At 58.3% G+C, this 23,310-nt stretch carries 21 protein-coding genes and 1 other annotated feature; of the genes, 6 read left to right on the plus strand and 15 right to left on the minus strand.

From position 1 onward, the window contains the following. Positions 1 to 161 precede the first annotated feature (161 nt). Positions 162 to 1,346: a multidrug efflux MFS transporter EmrD gene (gene emrD / locus AA74_RS0102255; RefSeq protein WP_023293703.1), complete on the plus strand. Its 1,185-nt coding sequence runs from the start codon at positions 162 to 164 to the stop codon at positions 1,344 to 1,346. Here the strand turns inward: emrD and AA74_RS0102260 are convergent. Together AA74_RS0102260 and dsdC are read right to left on the minus strand one after the other, a co-directional pair. After that, entirely contained in the window at positions 1,249 to 2,337 is a 1,089-nt protein-coding gene (locus tag AA74_RS0102260) for a cellulase family glycosylhydrolase (RefSeq protein ID WP_023293702.1), read from the minus strand. The genes emrD and AA74_RS0102260 overlap by 98 nt on opposite strands. Before the next feature lie 84 nt (positions 2,338 to 2,421). Next, positions 2,422 to 3,348: a DNA-binding transcriptional regulator DsdC gene (gene dsdC / locus AA74_RS0102265; RefSeq protein WP_025910720.1), complete on the minus strand. Its 927-nt coding sequence runs from the start codon at positions 3,346 to 3,348 to the stop codon at positions 2,422 to 2,424. Positions 3,349 to 3,552: 204 nt separating this feature from the next. Between dsdC and dsdX the strand changes: the two genes are divergently transcribed. Next, positions 3,553 to 4,890 carry a D-serine transporter DsdX gene (dsdX, locus tag AA74_RS0102270; protein ID WP_025910722.1) on the plus strand — a complete coding sequence of 446 codons (1,338 nt, stop codon included), beginning with the start codon at positions 3,553 to 3,555 and terminating at the stop codon, positions 4,888 to 4,890. Positions 4,891 to 4,907: 17 nt separating this feature from the next. Then, entirely contained in the window at positions 4,908 to 6,194 is a 1,287-nt protein-coding gene (gene dsdA / locus AA74_RS0102275; RefSeq protein WP_025910724.1) for a D-serine ammonia-lyase, read from the plus strand. A gap of 83 nt (positions 6,195 to 6,277) precedes the next feature. Here dsdA and AA74_RS0102280 read toward each other — a convergent pair whose 3' ends face one another. From AA74_RS0102280 to AA74_RS0102295, 4 genes are all read right to left on the minus strand, one after another. Next, positions 6,278 to 6,625 (minus strand): DUF202 domain-containing protein, encoded by a 348-nt coding sequence (locus tag AA74_RS0102280; protein ID WP_025910726.1) that lies wholly within the window; start codon positions 6,623 to 6,625, stop codon positions 6,278 to 6,280. Continuing rightward, positions 6,615 to 6,962 (minus strand): YidH family protein, encoded by a 348-nt coding sequence (locus tag AA74_RS0102285; protein ID WP_025910728.1) that lies wholly within the window; start codon positions 6,960 to 6,962, stop codon positions 6,615 to 6,617. Before AA74_RS0102285 ends, AA74_RS0102280 begins: the two co-directional genes overlap by 11 nt. 92 nt (positions 6,963 to 7,054) lie before the next feature. After that, a complete protein-coding gene (locus AA74_RS0102290; RefSeq protein ID WP_025910730.1) occupies positions 7,055 to 8,377 on the minus strand; it encodes a 6-phospho-alpha-glucosidase in 1,323 nt (440 codons plus the stop codon). Beyond that, a complete protein-coding gene (locus AA74_RS0102295) occupies positions 8,374 to 9,996 on the minus strand; it encodes an alpha-glucoside-specific PTS transporter subunit IIBC (protein ID WP_025910732.1) in 1,623 nt (540 codons plus the stop codon). Before AA74_RS0102295 ends, AA74_RS0102290 begins: the two co-directional genes overlap by 4 nt. Before the next feature lie 221 nt (positions 9,997 to 10,217). Here AA74_RS0102295 and AA74_RS0102300 point away from each other — a divergent pair, with 221 nt between their 5' ends. Continuing rightward, positions 10,218 to 10,964, plus strand: coding sequence for a GntR family transcriptional regulator (locus tag AA74_RS0102300; protein ID WP_008500159.1), 747 nt, complete (start codon positions 10,218 to 10,220; stop codon positions 10,962 to 10,964). Here AA74_RS0102300 and AA74_RS0102305 read toward each other — a convergent pair. The 3 genes from AA74_RS0102305 to ibpA all read right to left on the minus strand — a co-directional run bounded on the left by AA74_RS0102305 (position 10,932) and on the right by ibpA (position 13,741). After that, positions 10,932 to 12,593: a putative transporter gene (locus AA74_RS0102305; RefSeq protein WP_025910734.1), complete on the minus strand. Its 1,662-nt coding sequence runs from the start codon at positions 12,591 to 12,593 to the stop codon at positions 10,932 to 10,934. The genes AA74_RS0102300 and AA74_RS0102305 overlap by 33 nt on opposite strands. Positions 12,594 to 12,765: 172 nt before the next feature. After that, entirely contained in the window at positions 12,766 to 13,194 is a 429-nt protein-coding gene (gene ibpB, locus AA74_RS0102310; RefSeq protein WP_008500161.1) for a small heat shock chaperone IbpB, read from the minus strand. A gap of 136 nt (positions 13,195 to 13,330) precedes the next feature. Continuing rightward, positions 13,331 to 13,741 (minus strand): small heat shock chaperone IbpA, encoded by a 411-nt coding sequence (gene ibpA / locus AA74_RS0102315; protein WP_008500162.1) that lies wholly within the window; start codon positions 13,739 to 13,741, stop codon positions 13,331 to 13,333. Then, positions 13,735 to 13,806, minus strand: a sequence feature (ROSE (Repression Of Heat Shock gene Expression) occurs in the 5'-region of heat shock genes and acts as an RNA thermometer to modulate expression.). Its footprint overlaps the gene before it by 7 nt. Positions 13,807 to 14,055: 249 nt before the next feature. Between ibpA and AA74_RS0102320 the strand changes: the two genes are divergently transcribed. Further along, positions 14,056 to 14,388, plus strand: a complete 333-nt coding sequence (locus AA74_RS0102320) for a YceK/YidQ family lipoprotein (RefSeq protein ID WP_021242679.1) — start codon at positions 14,056 to 14,058, stop codon at positions 14,386 to 14,388. On the opposite strand, the gene AA74_RS0102325 is transcribed toward AA74_RS0102320, so the two are convergent. The 3 genes from AA74_RS0102325 to AA74_RS0102335 all read right to left on the minus strand — a co-directional run bounded on the left by AA74_RS0102325 (position 14,385) and on the right by AA74_RS0102335 (position 17,617). Then, positions 14,385 to 15,614 (minus strand): DUF3748 domain-containing protein, encoded by a 1,230-nt coding sequence (locus AA74_RS0102325; RefSeq protein WP_025910740.1) that lies wholly within the window; start codon positions 15,612 to 15,614, stop codon positions 14,385 to 14,387. The genes AA74_RS0102320 and AA74_RS0102325 overlap by 4 nt on opposite strands. Positions 15,615 to 15,664: 50 nt before the next feature. Then, the gene (gene yidA / locus AA74_RS0102330; protein ID WP_008500165.1) at positions 15,665 to 16,477 is read right to left on the minus strand and encodes a sugar-phosphatase; all 813 of its coding nucleotides are present in this window, start codon (positions 16,475 to 16,477) and stop codon (positions 15,665 to 15,667) included. 114 nt (positions 16,478 to 16,591) lie between these two features. After that, positions 16,592 to 17,617: an NAD(P)-dependent alcohol dehydrogenase gene (locus tag AA74_RS0102335; protein ID WP_025910743.1), complete on the minus strand. Its 1,026-nt coding sequence runs from the start codon at positions 17,615 to 17,617 to the stop codon at positions 16,592 to 16,594. Positions 17,618 to 17,726: 109 nt separating this feature from the next. On the opposite strand from AA74_RS0102335, the gene AA74_RS0102340 reads away from it, so the two are divergent. After that, positions 17,727 to 18,662, plus strand: coding sequence for a LysR family transcriptional regulator (locus AA74_RS0102340; protein ID WP_025910745.1), 936 nt, complete (start codon positions 17,727 to 17,729; stop codon positions 18,660 to 18,662). Between the two features lie 34 nt (positions 18,663 to 18,696). Here AA74_RS0102340 and gyrB read toward each other — a convergent pair whose 3' ends face one another. The 3 genes from gyrB to dnaN are packed head-to-tail and all read right to left on the minus strand — an operon-like array spanning position 18,697 to position 23,310. Next, entirely contained in the window at positions 18,697 to 21,108 is a 2,412-nt protein-coding gene (gene gyrB, locus AA74_RS0102345; RefSeq protein ID WP_008500168.1) for a DNA topoisomerase (ATP-hydrolyzing) subunit B, read from the minus strand. 28 nt (positions 21,109 to 21,136) lie between these two features. Beyond that, positions 21,137 to 22,210, minus strand: coding sequence for a DNA replication/repair protein RecF (gene recF, locus AA74_RS0102350; protein WP_008500169.1), 1,074 nt, complete (start codon positions 22,208 to 22,210; stop codon positions 21,137 to 21,139). Next, positions 22,210 to 23,310, minus strand: coding sequence for a DNA polymerase III subunit beta (gene dnaN, locus AA74_RS0102355; protein ID WP_008500170.1), 1,101 nt, complete (start codon positions 23,308 to 23,310; stop codon positions 22,210 to 22,212). The genes recF and dnaN overlap by 1 nt, the downstream gene beginning before the upstream one ends.

The raw sequence follows: 23,310 nt of genomic DNA on the forward strand, positions 1-23,310 counted from the left end.
TAGTTGCCGTTCTTGTTTACAAATCCTGCCTTTACCGGTTTTTTCATTCACCACAACAATGCTTAAATTGTCATCTCTCTGTGGTAGATTCCTCGCGCATTTATGGGAATGCGCAGTCACTTATTCTTCATTTTTCTCTTTTGGCAAAAGTATTCAGCGACATGAAAAAGCAACGGAACGTTAACTTATTGTTGATGCTGGTGTTACTGGTGGCCGTCGGTCAGATGGCGCAAACCATCTACATTCCGGCGATTGCCGACATGGCAAAGGAATTGAACGTCCGCGAGGGCGCGGTACAGAGCGTAATGGCGGCCTACCTGCTGACCTATGGCGTTTCGCAGCTCTTCTACGGCCCGCTCTCCGACCGCGTCGGGCGTCGCCCGGTGATCCTGGTGGGCATGAGTATTTTCATGGTGGCGACGGTAATTGCCATTACCACCCATAGCCTGACCGTACTGATTGCCGCCAGCGCCCTGCAGGGCGTTGGGACCGGCGTCGGCGGGGTGATGGCGCGAACCTTACCGCGCGATATGTATCAGGGCACCCAGCTCCGTCATGCTAACAGCCTGTTGAATATGGGCATTCTGGTCAGCCCGCTGCTGGCCCCGCTGATCGGCGGCCTGCTGGACACGATGTGGTCCTGGCGCGCCTGCTACGCCTTCCTGCTGGTGCTGTGCATCATTGTCACCTTCAGCATGGCGCGCTGGATGCCGGAAACGCGCCCGCAGGACGCGCCGCGCACGAAGCTGATCGCCAGCTATAAAACGCTGTTCGGCAACGGCGCGTTCACCTGCTACCTGCTGATGCTGATTGGCGGCCTGGCGGGCATCGCGGTGTTCGAAGCCTGCTCCGGCGTGCTGCTGGGCGCGGGGCTTGGCCTGAGCAGTATGGTGGTGAGCATTCTGTTTATTCTGCCGATCCCGGCGGCGTTCTTCGGCGCGTGGTTTGCCGGGCGACCAAACAAGCGCTTCTCCACCCTGATGTGGCAGTCGGTGATCAGCTGTCTGCTGGCGGGTCTGATGATGTGGATCCCGGGGCTGTTTGGCGTGATGACCGTCTGGACGCTGCTCATCCCGGCGGCGCTGTTCTTCTTCGGCGCGGGGATGCTGTTCCCGCTCGCCACCAGCGGCGCGATGGAGCCGTTCCCGTTCCTTGCAGGTACGGCGGGCGCGCTGGTGGGCGGTTTGCAGAACATCGGTTCCGGCGCGCTGGCCTGGCTTTCAGCGATGATGCCGCAGACCGGGCAGGCTAGTTTGGGCCTGCTGATGACGCTGATGGGGCTGCTGATTTTACTGTGCTGGCTGCCGCTGGCGTCGCGTGTCCCGCATCACGAGCAGCCGGTTTAACCGCATGATGGCCCGGCTTCTCGCCGGGCTTTTCACAGACGGGCGCAATCATGGCCTGCAATAACGGCTCTGGCGCTGGCCGCCAGGCGCCCTCTTCCCCGTCGTAAAACTGGAAATCCGCGTTAAGCGCATACGGGATTTTGGCCTTTTGCAGCTCGCAGGCCATAAAGGTGGCGAACGCGACTTGCGAGGCGGTTGGCGTAAAGCGGCTTGACTCCCCCACGCCCCAGCCCCCGACCCAGCTAACGTGCCCGGTTTTTTGCTGCCAGTGCAGCGCGGCATTGATGCGGTTACGGATTGCCGCTTTCTCTGCCGCCGTGCCGGACGTCCACGGGTATTTGCCGCCATTTTTCAGCGGCCCCCACGGGAAAATATGCCACTCCGCCAGCAGATAGGTTTGGCTGTGCGCGGGCAGCTTCAGGCTGGATAACTCCTCCGGCGCGGCACGCAGGCGTGGCGCAATGAAGATCATGCGCTGCGGGTCGATGTCGTGGATCGCTTTAACGGTTTTTTCATAGACGCGGTTTAGCGACGCCAGATTGTGGTTAAGCTTGTCGGCAGGCTCATAAATGAGATCAAAACCCAGCAGCGGGTAGCTTTGACCGAAATAGTGCGCCACGGCAATCCACCAGTTGACCGTCTCTTTCTCGTTATCGGCTTTCGGGTCGTTTTTATATTCATCAGCCTGATAAGCGACTATCGGGATTACGCCATACTGCTCACAGGCTTCTACCAGCTTGCGCAGGTGGATCAGCCGCGCTTCCGTCGGCTCGTCGGCCACGCGGATGCGCACGTGGGTAATGCCTTTAGCCCGAAAATCGCGGACCACCAGCGGATCGAATTCGCGTATGCCGCGCTCGGTGCGCGCCCAGTCCACATCCATCCCGACGCCAAGCTGCTGCGCATAACGGGCAGCCGTCAGCGGCGGCTCAGCGGCAATGGCCCAGCCGGAAGAGATCAGTAACGCGGTCGCTATAAGAGGCTTTAACACGGTTTACCCTGGATAAATCGAAAGCATTACCTGTATTTAGCACGCTTTTTCACATTTGGTGTAGCGCGAAAGCGTAATAATTCTTCAACCTGCCAGTTCTCTCAGCCAGCCGATAAAGGCGTCTATTTTCGGCCACTGTCGGCCCGAAAGCGTCGAAACATAGTAGTGCTGATGGCATTTCAGGGTCTTGTCACCAAACGGGGCGATCAGTTCGCCCCGTTCAAGCCGTTTTTGCACCAGCCGCTTTCTCCCCATCGCGACGCCGACGTGGTTGATGGCCGCAATAATCGCTAAGTCGGAACGATCGAAACCAATACCCGACGATGGCGGCATATTCACCGCAAAGTGCTGCGCCCAGCTCAGCCACTCATCCGTACCGGAATCATTGCTCCAGGCCTGACGGTCGTGCAGCAGCGTGCAGTGGCTAAGGTTATCGGGGTTTTTCAGCAGCTCATGCTCGCGGGCATACTGCGGCGAGCAGACGGGCAAAATCTCTTCGTCCATCAGGAAGTGATGAGACAGATGGTTTGGCGGCGTATCGTCGAAATAGAGCGCCAGATCGACGCCCGTTCGCTGCATATTGACGTAATCATTGCCGGTCAGGACGGTGAGCGAAATCGACGGATAGCGGCGGGTAAAGTCACCCAGCATGGGTACCAGCCAGCACTGAGCGATCGACGGCCGGGAGTAGACCGTCAGCGTGCCGGACAGCGCCTGGTTTTTGATGTCCAGGATCTCCTGATTCAGGGTGTCGAGGGACGATTTTAGCGTCCAGTAAACGCGCTTTCCCTCCTGCGTCAGCTCAACTTTACGGTGCGAGCGGACAAACAGCTGAATACCGAGCTCTTCTTCGAGCAGGTTGATGCGGTGGCTCACCGCGCTGGGGCTGAGCGACAGCTCCTCCGCCGCCAGCGCGAAGGATTCATGCCGGGCCGCCACTTCAAAGGTGTACATTTTCGACAGCTGCCAGCCGTTTAATAGTCGGTTTCTGGCTTCATTTGCATCGGTCATCACAATTCTCACGCGTGTTTTCTGCGCCCAGCATACCGTTCATGGGTGAATTTATGTGAACCTAATGCGGATTAAGTGCGTTTTTTAGAGCGCAGTCACTCAGTTGATTCAATCTGGCTCACCTGAACGCCAATTTATATCGTTTGTCAGCCCACGCCGCTTTTTCGTCCAATACCCCCAGATGACATAAGGGTGAGGTGAGATATGGGATCTCAGGTCTGGGTTGTGGCAACGCTGCTGGTCAGCATTGTGTTGATTGTTTTAACCATCGTTAAGCTGAAGTTTCACCCGTTCCTCGCGCTGCTGCTGGCGAGCTTTTTCGTCGGCGCAATGATGGGAATGAGCCCGCTGGATATGGTAAACGCCATTGAGAGCGGGATTGGCGGCACGCTGGGCTTCCTGGCGGCCGTGATTGGTCTGGGCACCATTCTCGGCAAGATGATGGAGGTTTCCGGCGCGGCAGAGCGCATCGGGATTACGTTGCAGCGCTGCCGCTGGCTGTCAGCAGACGTGATTATGGTGCTGGTGGGCCTGATCTGCGGCATTACGCTGTTCGTGGAAGTGGGCGTGGTCCTGCTGATCCCGCTGGCGTTTTCCATCGCCAAAAAGACCCACACGTCGCTGCTCAAGCTGGCCATTCCGCTCTGTACCGCGCTGATGGCGGTGCACTGCGTGGTGCCGCCGCATCCGGCCGCGCTGTTTGTGACCAATAAATTAGGGGCGGACGTTGGGACGGTAATCGTCTACGGCCTGCTGGTGGGCCTGATGGCCTCTCTGGTCGGCGGCCCGCTGTTCCTGAAGCTGCTCGGCAATCGTCTGCCGTTTAAACCGGTTCCGGCGGAATTTTCAGACCTGAAGGTGCGGGAGGAGCATACCCTGCCGTCGCTGGGCGCCACGCTGTTTACGGTGCTGCTGCCGATTGCCCTGATGCTGGTGAAGACCATCGCTGAACTGAATATGGCAAAAGACGGCACGCTGTATACGCTGCTGGAGTTTATCGGCAACCCCATCACCGCCATGTTTATCGCCGTGTTTGTCGCCTACTACCTGCTGGGCATCCGCCAGCATATGGGCATGGGCGCGATGCTGACGCACACCGAGCACGGCTTTGGCTCTATCGCCAACATTTTGCTGATTATCGGCGCGGGCGGCGCGTTCAACGCCATCCTGAAAACCAGCGGACTGGCGGACTCGCTGGCGCAAATTCTCTCGAACCTGCACATGCACCCTATCCTGCTCGCCTGGCTGGTGGCGCTGGTGCTGCATGCCGCCGTAGGCTCCGCCACGGTCGCGATGATGGGCGCCACGGCCATCGTCGCGCCGATGCTGCCGCTCTACCCGAACGTCAGCCCGGAGATCATCACCATTGCCATCGGTTCCGGCGCCATTGGCTGCACGATCGTGACCGATTCTCTCTTCTGGCTGGTGAAGCAATACTGCGGCGCGACCCTGAATGAGACCTTCAAATACTATACGACGGCGACGTTTATCGCCTCGGTGCTTGCACTTGGCGGCACATTCCTGCTTTCTTTCATTATCTGAGCGCGAAGAGACGTATTATGGAAAACGCAACTATCACCACTTTAACCGCACAGTTTCCTCTGGTTGAGGATCTGATTGCCCTGAAAGAAACCACCTGGCTTAACCCGAACACCACCACGCTTGAAGAAGGGCTGCCCTATGTCGGGCTGACCAAAGCCGACGTGGACGATGCGCATGCGCGCCTCAAACGCTTCGCGCCATATCTGGCGAAAGCCTTCCCGGAGACGGCCGCAACGGGTGGGATTATTGAATCCGAACTGGTCGCCATCCCGGCAATGCGGGCGCGGCTGGAGAAAGAATCTGGCAAATCCATTCCCGGCACGCTGCTGCTGAAAAAAGACAGCCATTTGCCAATCTCCGGCTCGATTAAAGCGCGCGGCGGTATCTATGAGGTGCTGACCCACGCGGAAAAACTGGCGCTGGACGCCGGGTTGCTGAGCGTTGAAGACGACTACAGCATCCTGCTGGAGCCGCGCTTTAAGGACTTCTTCAGCCAGTACAGCATTGCGGTAGGCTCAACCGGCAACCTGGGGATGTCCATCGGCATCATGAGCGCCCGCATCGGCTTTAAGGTGACGGTGCATATGTCCGCCGACGCCCGCGAGTGGAAGAAAGCCAAACTGCGCAGCCATGGCGTCATCGTCGTGGAATATGAGCAGGATTACGGCGTGGCGGTGGAGCAGGGACGCAAAGCGGCGGAAAGCGATCCGAACTGCTTCTTCATTGACGATGAAAACTCCCGCACCCTGTTCCTGGGCTACGCGGTGGCGGGCGAGCGCCTGAAGGCACAGTTTGCCGCTCAGGGCCGCGTGGTGGATGCCGATCATCCGCTGTACGTCTACCTGCCGTGCGGCGTCGGCGGCGGCCCTGGCGGCGTGGCGTTTGGCCTGAAGCTGGCCTTTGGTGACAACGTCCACTGCTTCTTCGCAGAGCCCACGCACTCCCCGTGCATGCTGCTGGGCGTTTACACCGGCCTGCACGATGAGATCGCGGTGCAGGATCTGGGCATTGATAACGTGACGGCGGCGGACGGGCTGGCGGTAGGACGCGCCTCCGGCTTCGTGGGCCGCGCGATGGAGCGCCTGCTCGACGGGTTTTATACGCTTTCCGACCAGAGCATGTACGACATGCTCGGCTGGCTGGCGCAGGAGGAAGGCATTCGTCTGGAACCGTCCGCGCTGGCGGGCATGGCCGGACCGCTGCGCGTGCCTTCAGATGCCAGCGTTACCCACCTGGTGTGGGCGACCGGCGGCGGCATGGTGCCGGAAGACGAGATGGCGAAGTATCTGGCTAAAGGGCAGTAATTCTGCCGGGTGGCGGCTGCGCCTTACCCGGCCTACGGTTCGCGGCAGTTGTAGGCCCGGTAAGGCGTAGCCGCCACCGGGCTTTAAAAGCTCACAATTTGCTGAAGGTGAGTCACTGCGAAGAGTAAAGACAGCGACAGCACGGCCAGCGCAATCAGGAACTTATCCCGCACCGCCTTCGGCTGCACAAAGTCGTCCTGCGCTACGTCCATCAGGTTACGGCTGCGGGTATAGCGCCATAAAACGATTGCCACCAGCGCCAGCACAACAAGCGAGATCCAGAACGGCACCCCGGTGCGGTGCCAGTTGTGCTTAATCGCCAGGGCGATCAGCGCGCCATACCCCAGCAGCGTGCGCAGCCAGGCGAGTGACGTCCGCTCCGGCTGCAGACCGGGGTCCGCTTCGCGTCGCGCTTTGCGGCTATCCGCCATAGAACACCAGCCCCATCACCACGCCCGCCACCGCCAGCAGAATCACGCTGATGATGAGTAACCCGCGCGTATAGGGCAGATCCTGCTTCAGACGCATCGCCTTCTCATTGCGCAGCCAGCGCAGGTAGCCGTAAATCGCCAGCACGCCCGCGAACAGGCACAGCAGCAGCGCCAGCACCTCACGAATCAGCGGCGTGGCGAAATCAGGCGCGAGCTGGTCGAGCCCCACCCCGGCGGCAAGGAATCCCAGCGCGGTGCGGATCCACGCTAAATACGTGCGTTCATTAGCCAGCGAGAAGCGGTAGTCCGGCGCTTCGCCGAGGCGGGAAATTTTCATGAAGGTTCCTTGTCGAGCTACGGGCAGGCTTCAGCATAGCGTAAATCGACAAGGACAAGGAGACCGGCATCGGGCGATGCCGGTCAGGACGATCAGTGCAGCGCTGGCCAGAAATCCTTGTTGGCCTCGATCAGGTCATCCAGAATCGCTTTCGCGACGGACGCGCTCGGCACGGTTTTCGACAGGGTAATCGCCTGCCAGAGTTTCTGGTACGAGCGCTGCTCCCAGGCATCCACCACCAGTTTTTCCACCGCCACCTGCTGGCTCATCAGCCCTTTCTGGAAGTGTGGAATATCGCCCACCGTGAGCGGCTCCGGTCCGTTATGGCCCACCAGGCAAGGAATCTCCACCATCGCATCGGCATCAAAGTTATGGATGGCCCCGTTGTTTGGCACAATCAGCAGCATGCGTTCCTGGGTATTAAAGGCAATCGCGGTCGCCAGATCGACGATGTACGACGCGTGTTCGTCGATTTCCAGCTCACCGGCGGAGGATTTGCCCGCCTCGATAATCGCCCGGCAGGAACTGAACACGTGCTTCTCACGGTGGTCCATAACCTCATTGGCGCGGGTGCGTTCCGGGTTGGAATGCGCGACCACGTAGTCCGGGAACAGATAATACTTCAGATAGGTGTTCGGCATGGTGTCCGGATCCAGCGCCTGCACGTCTTTGGCTTTGGCGAAGGTATCGTTCCAGCTCGCCTCGGTGTGCGCATCGTCAGACGGCGGTACATAGCCGTTTTTCGCCACGTATTCGCGCAGTTTCGGCATCAGATCGTTGCCGTTAAGATCTTCAATCGACGTCCACCAGCCGAAGTGGTTCAGGCCATAGTAGCGCACGCGCATCTCTTTGCGGTCTTTCAGGCCGACAATCTGCGCCATGCGCCCTTCAATGCCGATCGGCATATCGCATATGTTGAGAATTTTGGCGTTCGGACGCAGGCGGCGCGTGGCCTCCGCAACAATCGCCGCCGGGTTGGAGTAGTTCAGCATCCACGCGTTCGGAGAGTACTGCTCCATATAATCCACCAGCTCCAGCACGCCGCCGATAGAGCGCATGCCGTAGGCAATCCCGCCCGGGCCACAGGTTTCCTGGCCCAGCACGCCGTAGCGCAGCGGGATTTTTTCATCTTTTTCACGCATTGGATATTTGCCCACGCGGATATGCGCCATCACGAAATCCACATCGCTAAACGCCGCTTTTGGATCGGTGGTGTAGCTGAATTCAATCTCCGGGGCCTGCTCCTTAAGGATGATTTTGCACGCTTCGGCGATGGTTTCCTGACGCGCGCCGTCGTTGTCATAGAACTTCAGGGCGCGCAGCGGGAAACGGTCACGGTTGGCTAACAGCATCAGGACGATACCAGGCGTGAAGGTGCTGCCGCCGCCTGCAATGACAACTGAGAATTTTTTCATGATATAGCCTCTGTCAGGGTGGTTTGTTCATTCGTTAAGGGGGTTTTCATCAGCGATTCCAGCTGGTCGCGCACCTGAGGAACGTGCAGGCCGACAATCACCTGAATGCCGTTGCCGCGTCGCACCACGCCGTGGGCGCCGAGGGCTTTGAAGACGTCATCGCTTTGTGTTTTCGTCATATCGACCAGGGCGATGCGCAGGCGGGTGGCGCAGTTGTTGATGCTTTCGATGTTGGCCGCGCCGCCCAGCGCCTGCAGGAACCCGGCGGCCTGCCCGACCTGCTGGCTGGCCGCGGCCGGAGCGGTGGTTTGCCCTCGCGCCGCCTTATAGTCGGCCTTGCTGTAGAGCTTGATTTCGCTCTCTTCCCGGCCCGGGGTTTTCAGGTTCAGACGCGCAATCAGCGTTTTGAAGACCACGAAGTAAACTCCGGTAAAGCAGACGCCAATGCCGATCTGGGTGAACACCGTCGAGGCGTGGTTGTGGAACATCGGGATCCAGTTTTGCGGCAGGAACTGGTCCAGCAGGCCGCCGCCCATGTTCCCGACCACGCCGAAGGTGTACATCACCGTTGCCATGGTGGCCGCCAGCACGGCGTGAACGGCAAACAGCAGCGGCGAGATAAACAGGAAGGTGAATTCGAGCGGTTCGGTAATGCCTACCAGCACGGCGGTAAGCGTGGCCGGGACCAGCAGCCCCGCGACCTTGACGCGGTTTTCCGGCGACGCGGTGTACCAGATCGCCAGCGCAATCCCAACCGAGCCAAACACTTTGGAGTTGCCGTGCAGCGCGAACCCGCCTTCCGGGAAAAGGGTTTTCAGCGGCAGGGTGCTCTGGCTGAACTCCTGCAGGTGCTGCGCCCAGTAGACCTGAATCCCGCCTTCCACCGCCGCCGGGCCAAAGATGAACGGACCGTAGACGAAGTGGTGCAATCCGGTTGGGATCAGAATGCGTTCCAGGAAGGTATAGACCCATACGCCCAGCGCACCGGCAGAACGCAGGAACGCCTGCAGGGACTCAATGCCCATCTGCACTTTCGGCCAGCCCAGCAGCGTCAGCCAGGCGCAGGGGATCATGACAAAGAACGCGAGGATAACGACAAACGAGCTGCCCTGGAAAATCCCCAGAAACACCGGCAGCGGCTTGTCAAAATAGCGGTTGTGGATGGCGGTAACGATGCCTGAAATCACGATGGCGCCGATGATGCTGGTATCGAGCGTTTTAATCCCGGCAATCATCGCCAGCCCGCTTCCCGCCGTCGGTTCGGCGGAGAAGTCGACGCCGAAGAAGTGGCCCCAGGTCATCCCCATCGCGTTGATGAAGTAGTTCCAGGTCAGGAAGCTAATCAGCACCGCCAGACAGGCGCGGCCCTGGGCCTGCTTCGCCAGGCCAATCGGCAGGCCGACGGCAAAAATCAGCGGCATATTGCGGAACACCGCCCAGCCGCCCTCTTCAATGATGTGAACAATCTGCGCGAAAAGATGATCGGGGGCCGTTAAGGCTTCGCCGACAAACAGCGGGTTGCGAAGCATGATGGCGATTCCCACCACGATCCCGGCGAACGGAAACAGCAACACCGGGGTAAACATGGCACCGCCAAAACGTTGTATTTGACTGAGCATTTTTAAATCCTCATGAAACAACCTGTAGGGGTAGAGGCCTTTATGGTTTTTTGCTGGCCTGAGGTGAGCATAAGAACTTACTGATGCGCGAACATGGCGTGCCGCTGCGATTCGTGATCGCATTCATGGTTTTATTTTGACCAATCAGGTCTACTTTTTACGGTAAATATGGACATGTCAGGACGCCATCCACGCCCTGATAAGGGCAGAGAGGTCTACTGGTGATCTACAAATCCATTGCTGACAGATTGCGGCTGCGGCTGAATTCATCGGACTACAATATCGGCAGTCCGCTGCCGGGCGAGAAAGCGCTGGCGCAGGAGTTCGGCGTGGCGCGAATGACCATCCGCAAGGCGCTGGATCTGCTGGTGAGCTGGGGGCTGGTTGAACGGCGGCACGGCAGCGGCACGTTTGTGTCACGCAAAGACGTTCACCACGAAACCACCAACCTGACCGGGCTGGTGGAGGTGCTGCGTCAGCAGGGAAAAGAGGTGCAGAGCAAGGTGCTGCAGTTTGAAGTGATGCCCGCCCCGCCCGCCATCGCCAGCCAGCTGCGAATTCAGGTGGATGAGCGGATCTACTTTTCCCGGCGGGTGCGCTACGTGGACGGAAAACCGCTGATGCTGGAGGACAGTTTTATGCCGGTGAAGCTGTTTCGCAATCTGTCGCTGGCGCATCTTGAAGGGTCAAAGTTTGATTACATCGAGAAGGAGTGCGGGATCACCATCAGCGGCAACTACGAGAGCCTGACGCCGGTGCTGGCCGATAAGCAGCTGGCGGGTTATATGAACCTGCCGGAACAGACACCGCTGTTGCGTATCACCTCCCTTTCCTACAGCGACAGCGGCGAGTTTCTCAACTATTCCGTGATGTTCCGAAATACCAGTGATTACCAGGTGGACTACCATCTGCGGCGCATCCACCCGGAAGATTTACTAGCTCATCCCCCAGAACAGCACCGCCAGTAGCTGCGGGGTGATGATGCGCAGGAACATCACCAGCGGGTAGACGGTGGCATAGGAGAGCGCGGCCGCGCCGCTGGTGGTGTGCAGGTTATTGGCAAAGGCCAGCGCGGGCGGATCGGTCATGGAACCCGCCAGCATGCCGCACAGCGTCAGGTAGTTCATTTTGGCGAACATCCGCGCCAGTATGCCCACCGTCAGCAGCGGGATCGCCGTGATAAAGATGCCGTAGCCGACCCAGCTCATCCCTTCGCCCTTGAGCAGGGTGTCGACGAAATCCCCGCCGGACTTCAGCCCGACCACCGCCAGGAACAGCACGATGCCCAGCTCGCGCAGCGCCAGGTTGGCGCTCGGCGGCATAAACCAGTAGAGCTTACCGATGCAGCCGATACGCCCGAGGATCAGCGCCATAATCAGCGGCCCGCCCGCCAGGCCCAGCTTGAGCGCCACCGGGAAGCCCGGCACGTACAGCGGGATGGAGCCCAGCAGCACGCCAAGCCCAATACCGATAAACACCGGTAGCATCTGCACCTGCTGCAGTTTCTGCTGGGCGTTACCCACCATATCCGCGACGGCGTCGATGGAAGACGGGCGCCCAACCAGGTTGAGGATATCCCCGAACTGCAGGCTGGCCTCCGGGCTGGCGACCAGCTCGACACCCGCACGGTTAAGGCGGGAGATCACCACGTCATAACGCTCTTTTACCTGCAGATCGCGTATTTTTTTGCCAAGGACGTGCTCGTTGGTTACCACAACGCGTTCCACCCGCATATCGGTGCCGCGCGTTGAGAGCGAGGTATCCACTTCCTGACCAATCACCAGACGGGCATTGTTCAAATCGCCGGGCTGGCCCACCAGGTGCAGCAGATCGCCTTGCTGAATAATGGTGCCGGGGGCAGGCACCATCAGCATATCGTCGCGCTTAAGGCGGGAGCAGATAATATTGGCGCTGTTCAGGATCGGCACGTCCTGAATCGCCATATTGTTCAGGTTGGGGTTATCGACCCGAATGTTGATGGTTTTGATCGGCATATGGCCGTTGGTGAGCGTGGTTTCGTGGTCCTTCGCCTCTTTATCGACGTTAATGCGAAACAGGACGCGGACCAGCCACATGGAGAGCAGAATGCCGCAAATACCAAACGGATAGGCCATGGCGTAGCTCATCCCCATCTGGTCGACAATGCCGGGTTCGATGCCCAAATCGCGCAGGATTTGCTGCCCCGCGCCGAGCGCAGGCGTGTTGGTGACCGCCCCGGAGAAAATGCCCAGCACCACGGGCAGAGGGATAGCAAAGATCTTATGCAGAATGGCGGTGACCAGCCCGCCCATCACCACAATGCCGAGAGCAAACAGGTTGAGCCGCAATCCGGAGACACGAAGAGAGGCGAAAAAACCCGGTCCCACCTGAATCCCGATGGTATAAACGAACAGGATCAGGCCGAACTCCTGGGTAAAGTGGAGCATTTCGGCGCTCAGCACCAGCCCGAGCTGGTCGGCAAAGTGGCCGACAAAAATGCCGCCGAACAGCACCCCGCCTATCCCAAACCCGACGCCGCGGATTTTGATATTCCCTATCCACAGGCCAACAACAGCGACCAGGGCCAACACGCTGACGGTTAACGCGATATCACTCATGATCCACTTCCTTGGCATAACCTTAGTTATGCTAAGGATTCTCTCAGAGCCGTGGGCGGTTGTATGGGCGATGGCGCACAAAAAAGCCCTGCCGGGGCAGGGCCTTGTGCGGTCTGTGAGCAGTGTCGGGTGGCGGCTGCGCCTTACCCGACCTACAGGTTCGGCGGGCTTGTTAGCTGTTTAACGCCGGCCGGTCGCTAATGGCGATACGCTGTGGCGCGATGGCTTCCGGCACGTTACGGGTCAGGTCAATATGCAGCAGCCCGTTGGTAAACGTTGCGCCGGAGACGTCCATATGGTCTGCCAGGGTAAAGCTCAGGCTAAACGGCTGATTAACCAGCCCCTGATGCAGCCATTTGGTCTCGGTCTCTTGTTTCTCCGGCGTACCTTTCACGGTCAGACGCGTGCCTTCGAGCTGGATATCCAGATCCTCCTGACGGAAGCCGGCCAGCGCCAGGGTGATGCGATAGTGGTTATCGTCGCTTTTTTCGATGTTGTACGGCGGAAACGTCTGTTGCTCAGCGGTGTTTTGCAGGGCATTAGCCAGTTTGTCAAAACCAATCCACTGACGAAGTAAGGGGGATAAATCGTAGTTACGCATACTAAATCTCCTTCTGAGAAGCGAGTTCGGCACAGTTTAATTTTGTGCGCAGTTGTTCCTGCAAATCCTGATGGATTCGCATATGCTCCCGTTACGGCAAGCAGGTCTGGGTGGGCCGCTCGCGCGACCCGCATAATTAGTTAATTTCGATACGACGCGGTTTTTTCTCTTCCGGAATCACACGTTCCAGTTCGATAAACAGCAGGCCGTTAACCAGGTTCGCGCCTTTCACGTGAATGTTCTCAGCTAACTGGAACTTGCGTTCAAAGTTGCGCTCAGCGATGCCCTGGTAAAGGTAGGTACGTTCTTTCTGCTCGGCCGTATGGGAACCTTTCACCACCAGCAGGTTGTCCTGCGCGGTGATCTCCAGTTCGTTTTCTGCAAAACCGGCGACGGCAATGGCGATGCGGTAGTGGTTTTCGTCAACCAGCTCAACATTGTATGGAGGGTAGCCGTTGCTCTGGCTTTGGTTATTTTCTAAATGGTTAAACAGGCGGTCAAAACCAATTGCAGAACGGTATAGCGGAGAAAGATCGAAGTTACGCATAAATAAAACTCCTGAAATCAGCGAGAAAAGTAAGCCTTCCACCATGGACAGGCCTTTACGCCCCCCGAACACCCATCAGGCGAGTTCGTTATCGGGTCGTATTCTTAAAATGGGTCTGCAACCGGGCTTTTCAAGCATGACAACTGCACTTTTTTTTGCACTTTCCTGCATCTCGCATAGACTGGGACAACAGCACAAAGGGTTAAATTGCGATGGCTGCCACAGTGCGGGGTTATCGGGCTATCCATTTTGGATAAGGCTCGCTATAACCCTGAGTTGCAGGTCTATGCAGTGCCATTAACGATGACTGAGTGATGATGAAAAATGTTCTGATAAAGCTGACGACGTTCAGCGGGGTAGTTTTACTTTGCGGGTGTTCGAGCGTGATGTCTCACACCGGCGGTAAAGAAGGAACATATCCGGGGACGCGCGCCAGCGCGGCGATGATCTCCGATGACGATACAAACTGGGGCACCAAATCCCTGGTTATCCTGGATATGCCGTTTACGGCTGTGGCGGACACGCTTCTGCTGCCGTGGGATTTATTCCGTAAGGACGACTCCGTGCGCTCACGGGTAGAGAAAAGCGAGCAGGAAAATCTGGCGACAAACGCCGTCATTCCGCCCGCAGAGATGCCGCCGCGCTAGTTCTGCGCGGTTTCTGCTAACCAGAGCTGACGGAAACCGTCCGTCTCTTCCATCCACGCAATAAAGCGCCCGTCCGGGGAAAATACGACGGCATCCGCAGACGGCGGATTGCCGTGATCGGACGTCAAAAACGTCACCTGTCCGGTCTGCGCGTCACAGCAGGCAATCCGGTTTTCGAGCACAAACCCCAGCCGATCACCCGCCGGATGCCAGTTAAACGCAGACTGAATATCGCTCCCGTTACGCGTCAGCTGGCGCGGCTCGCCGCCTTCAGGTGAGATCAGCCACAGCTGCACAATGCCGTTATCGTCGCGCATCAGAAACGCGACCTGTGTCCCCTCCGGGTTGCTGCGAACCCAGTGACGCGGCACGTTCACCAGGCCCGGATAGGCCCTTTGATGCGTAAAGGTCAAACGACGCTGCTTCACCCCAGCAGGCGGGGCTGGCAGGGTCTCTGCGGCGCCCTGAAGCGGCGCATCGCCCGCGCGTTTCCAGCTCTGTTCATCTTCTGGCAGGTTAACAATAAACAGTTCAGGCACTTTCTCGCCCGTTGCAGACAGGGTATCGCCGATAAACGCCAGCCTGGTGTTGCCCACCCAGCCCTCTTCGTAGGCGCGGTTAATCTCGTCGCTGCCCGGCTGCGGGTTGGGCGTCGTGCGGCTGACCAGCACGCTCCAGTAAGTCCCCGGGTATTCACGAGGATGGTTTCCCGGCGGATTCACCGGGCCATAAGGCGCCGCCACGCCGACGTTGCGTAAATCAAGCTTCGCATCGCGCACGTGCAGCACGTGGTCGTTATAGGTAAAGCTGACAAGCTGGCCGTTCGGGCTGAAGACATGGACGTGGCTGCCGCCGCGCAGCGCGCCCGGGGTGAACGGTGAAGTGATATCCATTGCGTCCAGGTTGCTCACCTGCCCGTGATGCGCAATTACCCCCTGGCGATGATGAAAATCGTAGTGCCAGTCCGCATCCGGGTTTTTCGGGCCGTGGATAAAGACGTATTTCTCCTGCGCGGGATGAACGGTCACCACGCCAACGTGCGCACCGTCAGTAGCGCGATAAATCACCTCGACTTCGCCCGTAACAACATTAACCCGCTCGATGGTTTCACCGGTGAACGATGCACCTGACGGGCGCACGTCATAGACCAGCCACTGGCTGTCCGGCGTCCAGGTATTGATGTTAGTAAGCTGGTGGTTGCGGGAAGCGAAGGTGATTTGTTTCATGAGGATACCCTGATGCGCAGTTATCGCATCAGGGTATCGCAAGCGGGTGTTTAGTTCAGCACAAACTTCTCAATGGCGTAAGCCACGCCGTCTTCGAGGTTGGATTTGGTGACAAAATTAGCCACTTCTTTCACCGACGGAATAGCGTTATCCATCGCTACGCCCATGCCCGCGAATTCAATCATCGCGATGTCGTTTTCCTGATCGCCCAGCGCCATGATTTCGTCCGGCTTGATGCCCAGCGCGTCGGCCAGCGATTTCACGCCGGTGCCTTTATTGACGCGTTTATCGAGGATTTCAAGGAAGTACGGCGCACTTTTCAGCACGGTGTATTTCTCTTTCACTTCGGCCGGAATGCGCGCAATCGCTTTATCCAGGATCTCCGGCTCGTCGATCATCATCACTTTCAGGAACTGGGTGGCCGGATCCATCTTCTCGGCTTCACAGAACACCAGCGGAATGGTCGCCACGTAGGATTCATGTACCGTGTAGTAGCTGATATCACGGTTGGCGGTGTAAAGCGTATTGCGATCGAGAGCGTGGAAGTGGGAACCCACCTCACGGGACAGTTTTTCCAGGAACCGGTAGTCATCGTAGCTTAGCGCGGTTTGCGCAACCGTACTGCCATCTGCGGCTTTCTGCACCAGCGCGCCGTTATAGGTGATGCAGTAGTCGCCGGGCTGATTCATGTGCAGCTCTTTCAGGTAGCTGTGCACGCCCGCATACGGACGCCCCGTGGTGAGGACCACATTCACGCCCTTTGCGCGTGCCGCGGCGATCGCGTTCTTAACGGCTGGAGAGATAGTGTGGTCTGGCAGCAACAGCGTGCCGTCCATATCGATTGCAATAAGTTTGATAGCCATGAGTTCCCCGGGATAAATGAGTGCTGCCTCATGCTAACGCGATTAAGCACACAAAAATAGAGCTACCTTGCGCAACAAAAACCCCCTTTTACGCCTATCCCGGGGAACAAAGACTTACTCGCGGGTGAGAACGATTTTACCAAACGCACCGCGATCCAGATGCTCAAGAGCCTGTTTAAGCTCGTTAAAACGGTAGCGATGCTCAATCACAGGTTTCAACCCGGTGACATCCACGGCGCGGACGAAATCCTCCAGCGCCCGGCGGTGCCCCACGCCGATCCCCTGAATGACGGGAGATTTCAGCAACAGTTCGCCAGCAGAGAGCGAAATGTCAGACCCGGCCAGCACGCCAATGACCGAGATACGTCCATGAACGGCAACGGCGCGCAGGGAGTGCTTCAGGTTCTCGCCCCCCACGGTTTCAATAATATGGTCGATGCCGCGATCCTGCGTCAGCGCCAGCGCCTCTTCAGCCCAGTCGCCTTTCAGGCGGTTGATGCCCTGGCTGGCCCCCAGCTTTTTGGCCAGCGCCAGCTTTTCATCGCTCCCGGACGTAACAATGACCTCTGCGCCGTGCGCTTTTGCGATTTGCAGGGCGAAAATCGCCACGCCGCCCGTTCCCTGTACCAGCACCGATTGCCCGGCGCGCAGCTGACCGCGTTCCACCAGTGCGAACCAGGCGGTAAGCCCCGCGCAGGGTAAGGTGCTGGCCTCTGCGTCATCCAGGGTTTCCGGCGATGCCGCCAGCGCGTCTTCCTTCACAATCACATACTCGGCCAGCATTCCCTGGAAATAGCCGCCGGACGTTTTATAGGGCAAATTGCGCGCGTCTGCCTGCGGCTTACCGTCGATCCACTCCGGAAAGAAGGTTGAGATAACGCGGGCACCGGGCTGGAAACGCGTGACGCCTTCACCAATGCTGTCGACGACGCCCGCCATGTCAGACGCCGGGGTAAACGGGAAGGAAAGCGGAATCGGCATCGTGCCTTCTATCACCATTTTGTCGCGATAGTTGAGCGCGACGGCATTCACCCTTACGCGCACTTCACCCGGACCTGGCTGGGGAATGGGCTCCTGAATAAGCGTAAGGCTCTCGCGCCCGAGGGCGCTCATCGTCCAGCGTTGCATTGTCTCTGTCATTTTTTTCTCCGGCCATCAAGTAAGCTTTAGTACTGACAGTCTACCGTTGACGCATGGTCGCCAGTGGCGATAAGTTTTCTCTATATTGACGCCAAAAAAGATACAATTAATGACCGACACGCTGAAGGATATCCCTGTTTTTGTGGCTGCCGTAGAGGCGGGAAGTTTCGCTCAGGCCGCCATTCGTCTGCATTTGTCACGCTCGGCGGTAGGAAAAAGCATCGCTCGTCTCGAGGAGCGACTGGGGGTACGGCTGTTTCAGCGCACCACCCGCAGCCAGAGCCTGACCGATAACGGCGCCCTTTTTTATGAACGGTGCCTGCGTGCGCTGGAGGAAATTCGGGGCGCGGAATCGCTGCTTGAAACGGGGAAACAGCAGGTTAGCGGCCGCCTGCGCGTTGCCATGCCGGTACTGTTTGGCCGCCAGTGCGTCGCGCCGCTGTTGATTGAACTGGCGCAGGAACACCCCGGGCTTGAGCTTGAAATGTCGTTCAGCGACCGCGTGGTGGATCTGGTGGAGGAAGGGTTTGATATGGCGGTGCGTAACGGCACGCTGCAGGACAGCAGCGTGCTGGTCGCCAGAAAGCTGGGGGAACACCGCATGGTGCTGTGCGCTGCGCCGGATTATCTGCAGAACAAAGGCCAGCCGCAAAGCGTGGCTGACTTACCCCATCATACGGCCATTAACTATCTGCGCGCAGGCAGAGTGTTACCCTGGCAACTGATGGATAACGAAGGGACCTCGCACACCTTTACTCCCCGTTCATCGCTCAATATGGATGATTTGCAGGCCATCTGCGACGCGGCGCTGGCCGGACACGGGATTGCCTGGCTCCCCTGCTGGATGGCCATTAAAGAAATTCATCAGGGAAAGCTCGTCCCGCTCCTGAAACAGGCGCCCGATGTCCATTTTGACGTTCATGCCGTCTGGCAGCAAACGCCGCACCTGCCGCTGAGGGTGAGGATTGCCGTCGATACGCTCGCCAGTCGCTTACCGTCAGTGCTGTCGCAGGATATGCCCGCGCCCATAAAAAAGCCGCGCTAAACGCGCGGCCAGTTATCGTGCGGTATCACGTCGATTAAATATCGATATTTGCCGCTTTCAGGGCGTTCTCTTCGATGAAGGCACGACGTGGTTCAACCGCATCGCCCATCAGGGTCGTGAACAGCTGGTCTGCAGCAATCGCGTCCTTAACGGTAACACGCAGCATGCGACGGCTTTCCGGATCCATGGTGGTTTCCCACAGCTGCTCCGGGTTCATTTCGCCCAGACCTTTATAGCGCTGGATCGCGAGGCCGCGACGGGACTCTTTCACCAGCCAGTCCAGCGCCTGCTCGAAGCTGGCTACCGGCTGACGACGTTCGCCACGTTCGATGAACGCATCGTCTTCGATCAGGCCGCGCAGCTTCTCGCCGAGCGTGCAGATACGACGGTATTCCGGACCGGTGACAAACTCGTGCTCCAGCGGGTAGTCGGTGTCGACGCCGTGGGTACGCACGCGAACGATCGGCTCGAACTGCCCGTCAGCGTTCTGCTGAACATCGCATTTCCACTGGCTGCCGTGCTGCTCTTTTTCGTTCAGATCGGTCACCAGAGCGTTCACCCAGCGGGTGACGGTCTGCTCGCTGCTCAGATCGGCTTCGGTCAGGGTTGGCTGATAAACCAGCTCCTTCAGCAGCGTTTTCGGATAACGGCGTTCCATACGCGTAATCATTTTCTGCGTAGCGTTGAACTCGGACACCAGACGCTCCAGCGGTTCACCGGCCAGTGCAGGGGCGTGCGAGTTCGCGTGCAGGGTCGCACCATCAAGCGCAATCGCGATTTGGTACTGATCCATCGCTTCGTCATCTTTGATGTACTGTTCCTGCTTGCCTTTCTTCACTTTGTACAGCGGCGGCTGGGCAATGTAGACGTGGCCACGCTCAACGATTTCTGGCATCTGACGATAGAAGAAGGTCAACAGCAGCGTACGGATGTGCGAGCCGTCGACGTCCGCATCGGTCATGATGATGATGCTGTGGTAGCGCAGTTTGTCCGGGTTGTACTCGTCACGGCCAATGCCGCAGCCCAGCGCGGTGATGAGTGTCGCCACTTCCTGAGAAGAGAGCATCTTGTCGAAACGGGCTTTCTCAACGTTGAGGATTTTACCCTTCAGCGGCAGAATAGCCTGGTTCTTGCGGTTACGGCCCTGCTTCGCAGAACCGCCCGCGGAGTCCCCTTCCACGAGGTACAGTTCGGAGAGCGCCGGGTCGCGTTCCTGGCAGTCAGCCAGCTTGCCCGGCAGGCCGGCTAAGTCCAGCGCGCCTTTACGACGGGTCATTTCACGGGCTTTACGCGCCGCTTCACGGGCACGCGCCGCATCAATAATTTTGCCCACCACGATTTTCGCGTCGGACGGGTTTTCCAGCAGGTATTCGCTCAGCAGTTCGTTCATCTGCTGCTCAACCGCCGATTTCACCTCAGAAGAGACCAGCTTGTCTTTGGTCTGTGAGGAGAACTTCGGATCCGGCACCTTCACGGAAACCACGGCAATCAGGCCTTCACGGGCATCGTCACCGGTGGCGCTGACTTTCGCTTTCTTGCTGTAGCCTTCTTTGTCCATGTAGGCGTTCAGGGTACGGGTCATCGCCGCACGGAAGCCTGCAAGGTGGGTACCACCGTCACGCTGTGGAATGTTGTTGGTAAAGCAGTAGATGTTTTCCTGGAAACCGTCGTTCCACTGCAGCGCCACTTCAACGCCGATGCCGTCTTTTTCGGTGGAGAAGTAGAAGATATTCGGGTGAATAGGCGTTTTGTTCTTGTTCAGATACTCAACAAACGCCTTGATACCGCCTTCGTAATGGAAGTGGTCTTCTTTGTTGTCACGCTTGTCGCGCAGGCGAATCGAGACGCCGGAGTTCAGGAACGACAGTTCACGCAGGCGTTTCGCCAGGATGTCGTACTCGAACTCGGTGACGTTGGTGAAGGTTTCGAGGCTCGGCCAGAAACGCACCATGGTACCGGTTTTGTCGGTTTCGCCGGTAACGGCCAGCGGTGCCTGCGGCACGCCGTGCGTGTAAAGCTGACGGTGAATTTTGCCTTCGCGCTGGATAACCAGCTCCAGCTTCTGCGAGAGGGCGTTTACTACCGAAACACCTACGCCGTGCAGGCCGCCGGAAACTTTATAGGAGTTATCGTCGAACTTACCGCCTGCGTGCAGGACGGTCATGATCACTTCCGCCGCGGAGACGCCCTCTTCCGGGTGAATACCGGTTGGGATGCCACGGCCGTCATCGGTGACGGAGACGGAGTTATCCGCATGGATGGTGACCACGATGTCTTTACAGTGACCCGCGAGCGCTTCGTCGATAGCGTTATCTACCACCTCGAATACCATGTGGTGCAGACCGGTGCCGTCATCCGTGTCGCCGATATACATACCCGGGCGCTTACGCACCGCATCCAGCCCTTTCAGGACTTTGATACTGGAGGAGTCATAAGAATTCGACATCAACGTTTCTCGCTCATTTCAACTTGGGTTAATCCGTTATTTTACCCTTTTCCACGGTAAACATCTTCGAATTTTCGTCCGACATGTCCATAACGTGTTCAGCGCTAATGGCGCTGACGAAAACCTGCGACTGCGTGGCTTTTAAGCGGCTGGCAAGCAGCCCGCGCCGCGCGTCGTCAAGTTCCGAGGCAAAATCATCTATCAGGTACAGGCAGCGTCGCCCGCTTTCGCGGGTGAGGAACTCCCCCTGTGCCAGGCGCAACGCACACATCAGGAGCTTGAGCTGCCCGCGCGACAGCGTGTCTTCCACCGGCGCACCGTCGGCACGAATGCGGAAATCCGCCTTGTGCGGGCCGTGCGCGGTGTAGGTCAACATGCGGTCGCGCTCGAAGCTTCTCTCTAACACCTCGGCATAGTCCGTCTCTTTCTCCCAGCCGCGCTGGAAGGAGAAGGTGAGAGAGAACTCGGGTAAAAACTGTTTGCAGGTGTCGGCCATGTCTTCGGCAATACCTGCGCTGTATTCGGCACGCCAGTTGCTGATTTGTTCCGCAAGAGGGATTAACTCCATGTCCCACGGACGCAGCTGGGCGTAGCGCGTCACCTGGCGCAACGCGGCGTTACGCTGCTTGAGCAGACGCTTCAGGTTGCTCCAGGCGTTAAAGAATCCGGCTTCGTTGTGAAAGCATCCCCAGTCGAGGAACGCTCTTCTGTATTTGGGGCCGCCGTTGAGTAAAGTAAACCCCTCGGGCGTGATCAGCTGCATCGGCATCAGCAGCGCCAGCTCGGCCACCTTGTGGCCGTCGGTACCGTCGATGCGCACCTTGCTGTCGCCCTGCTTGTCTTTGGTCAGGCCGATGGCGGTCTCCCGCTCCTCGCCCTGCAAACGCCCGTGCAGAACAAAAGATTCCTGCTCGTGGCGAATCACGCGACCAATCTGCAAACTGCGAAACGCCCGACCGTGGCCGAGCGTATAGATGGCTTCCAGCACGCTGGTTTTGCCGCTGCCGTTCGCGCCAACCAGGAAATTAAAGCCAGGGGATAAAGCGAGATCCGCGCTTTCGATGTTGCGAAAGTCGCGGATCAACAGACGGGTGAGCGACATTACAGTCTCATTGGCATGACAACATAGGCAGCCGACTGTGATGCGGCATCTTCAATCTGTACGCTCGAAACGGAGTCGGTCAGCAGGATGCGCACGTTCTCGCATTTCAGCGCGTTCAGCACATCCAGCACGTAGCTAACGTTGAAGCCGATTTCCATCTCAGCCCCGGCGTAGGTGACGTCCAGAATCTCTTCTGCCTCTTCCTGCTCCGGGTTGTTGGCGGTGATTTTGATCTGGTTTTCACTCACGTACAGGCGCACGCCGCGGAATTTCTCGTTAGAGAGAATAGCCGCACGGGCAAAGGCCTGCTTGAGGCTATCGCAACCGGCTTCCAGCGTTTTGTCCGGGTTCTTCGGCAATACGCGGCGATAATCCGGGAAACGGCCGTCAACCAGCTTCGATGTGAAGACAAAATCGCCCACGTGGGCGCGGATGTTATTGCTGCCGATCTGCACGCGCAGCGGCGTGTCGCCGCCGTCGAGCATACGCATCAGCTCAATCACCCCTTTACGCGGCACGATCACCGAATGGTTTGGCAGCGAGTCGCCAATCGGCATGGAACAGACCGCCAGACGGTGGCCGTCGGTCGCCACGGTACGCAGCTCTTCACCTTCGGTTTCGAACAGCATGCCGTTTAAGTAGTAACGAACGTCCTGATGCGCCATGGAGAACTGGGTGGCTTCAATCAGACGCTTCATCGTCGCCTGCGGCAGGGTGAATTCCACTTCGCTCTGCCAGTCGTCCAGGTTCGGGAAGTCCGCTGCAGGCAGCGTGGAGAGCGAGAAACGGCTGCGGCCAGAGCGCACCAGCATACGGTCGCCTTCCAGCTGCACGGCGATTTCAGCGCCTTCCGGCAGCCCGCGGCAGATATCAAAGAATTTACGTGCCGGAACCGTGGTCGCGCCCGCGTCGTGCGGCTGCGTCAGCGTAACGCGCGCGATCATTTCCATTTCCAGATCTGTACCGGTCAGCGACAGCGTACCGTCCGCGACCTGAAGCAGCAGGTTTCCGAGAATAGGCAGCGTTGGGCGGCCGCCTAATGGGCCACTCACCTGTTGCAGCGGTTTTAATAAATGTTCACGTTCAACGGTAAATTTCAT

The sequence above is a fragment of the Enterobacter sp. 5-4 genome, from assembly GCF_000612205.1.
Lineage (GTDB): Bacteria > Pseudomonadota > Gammaproteobacteria > Enterobacterales > Enterobacteriaceae > Enterobacter > Enterobacter roggenkampii.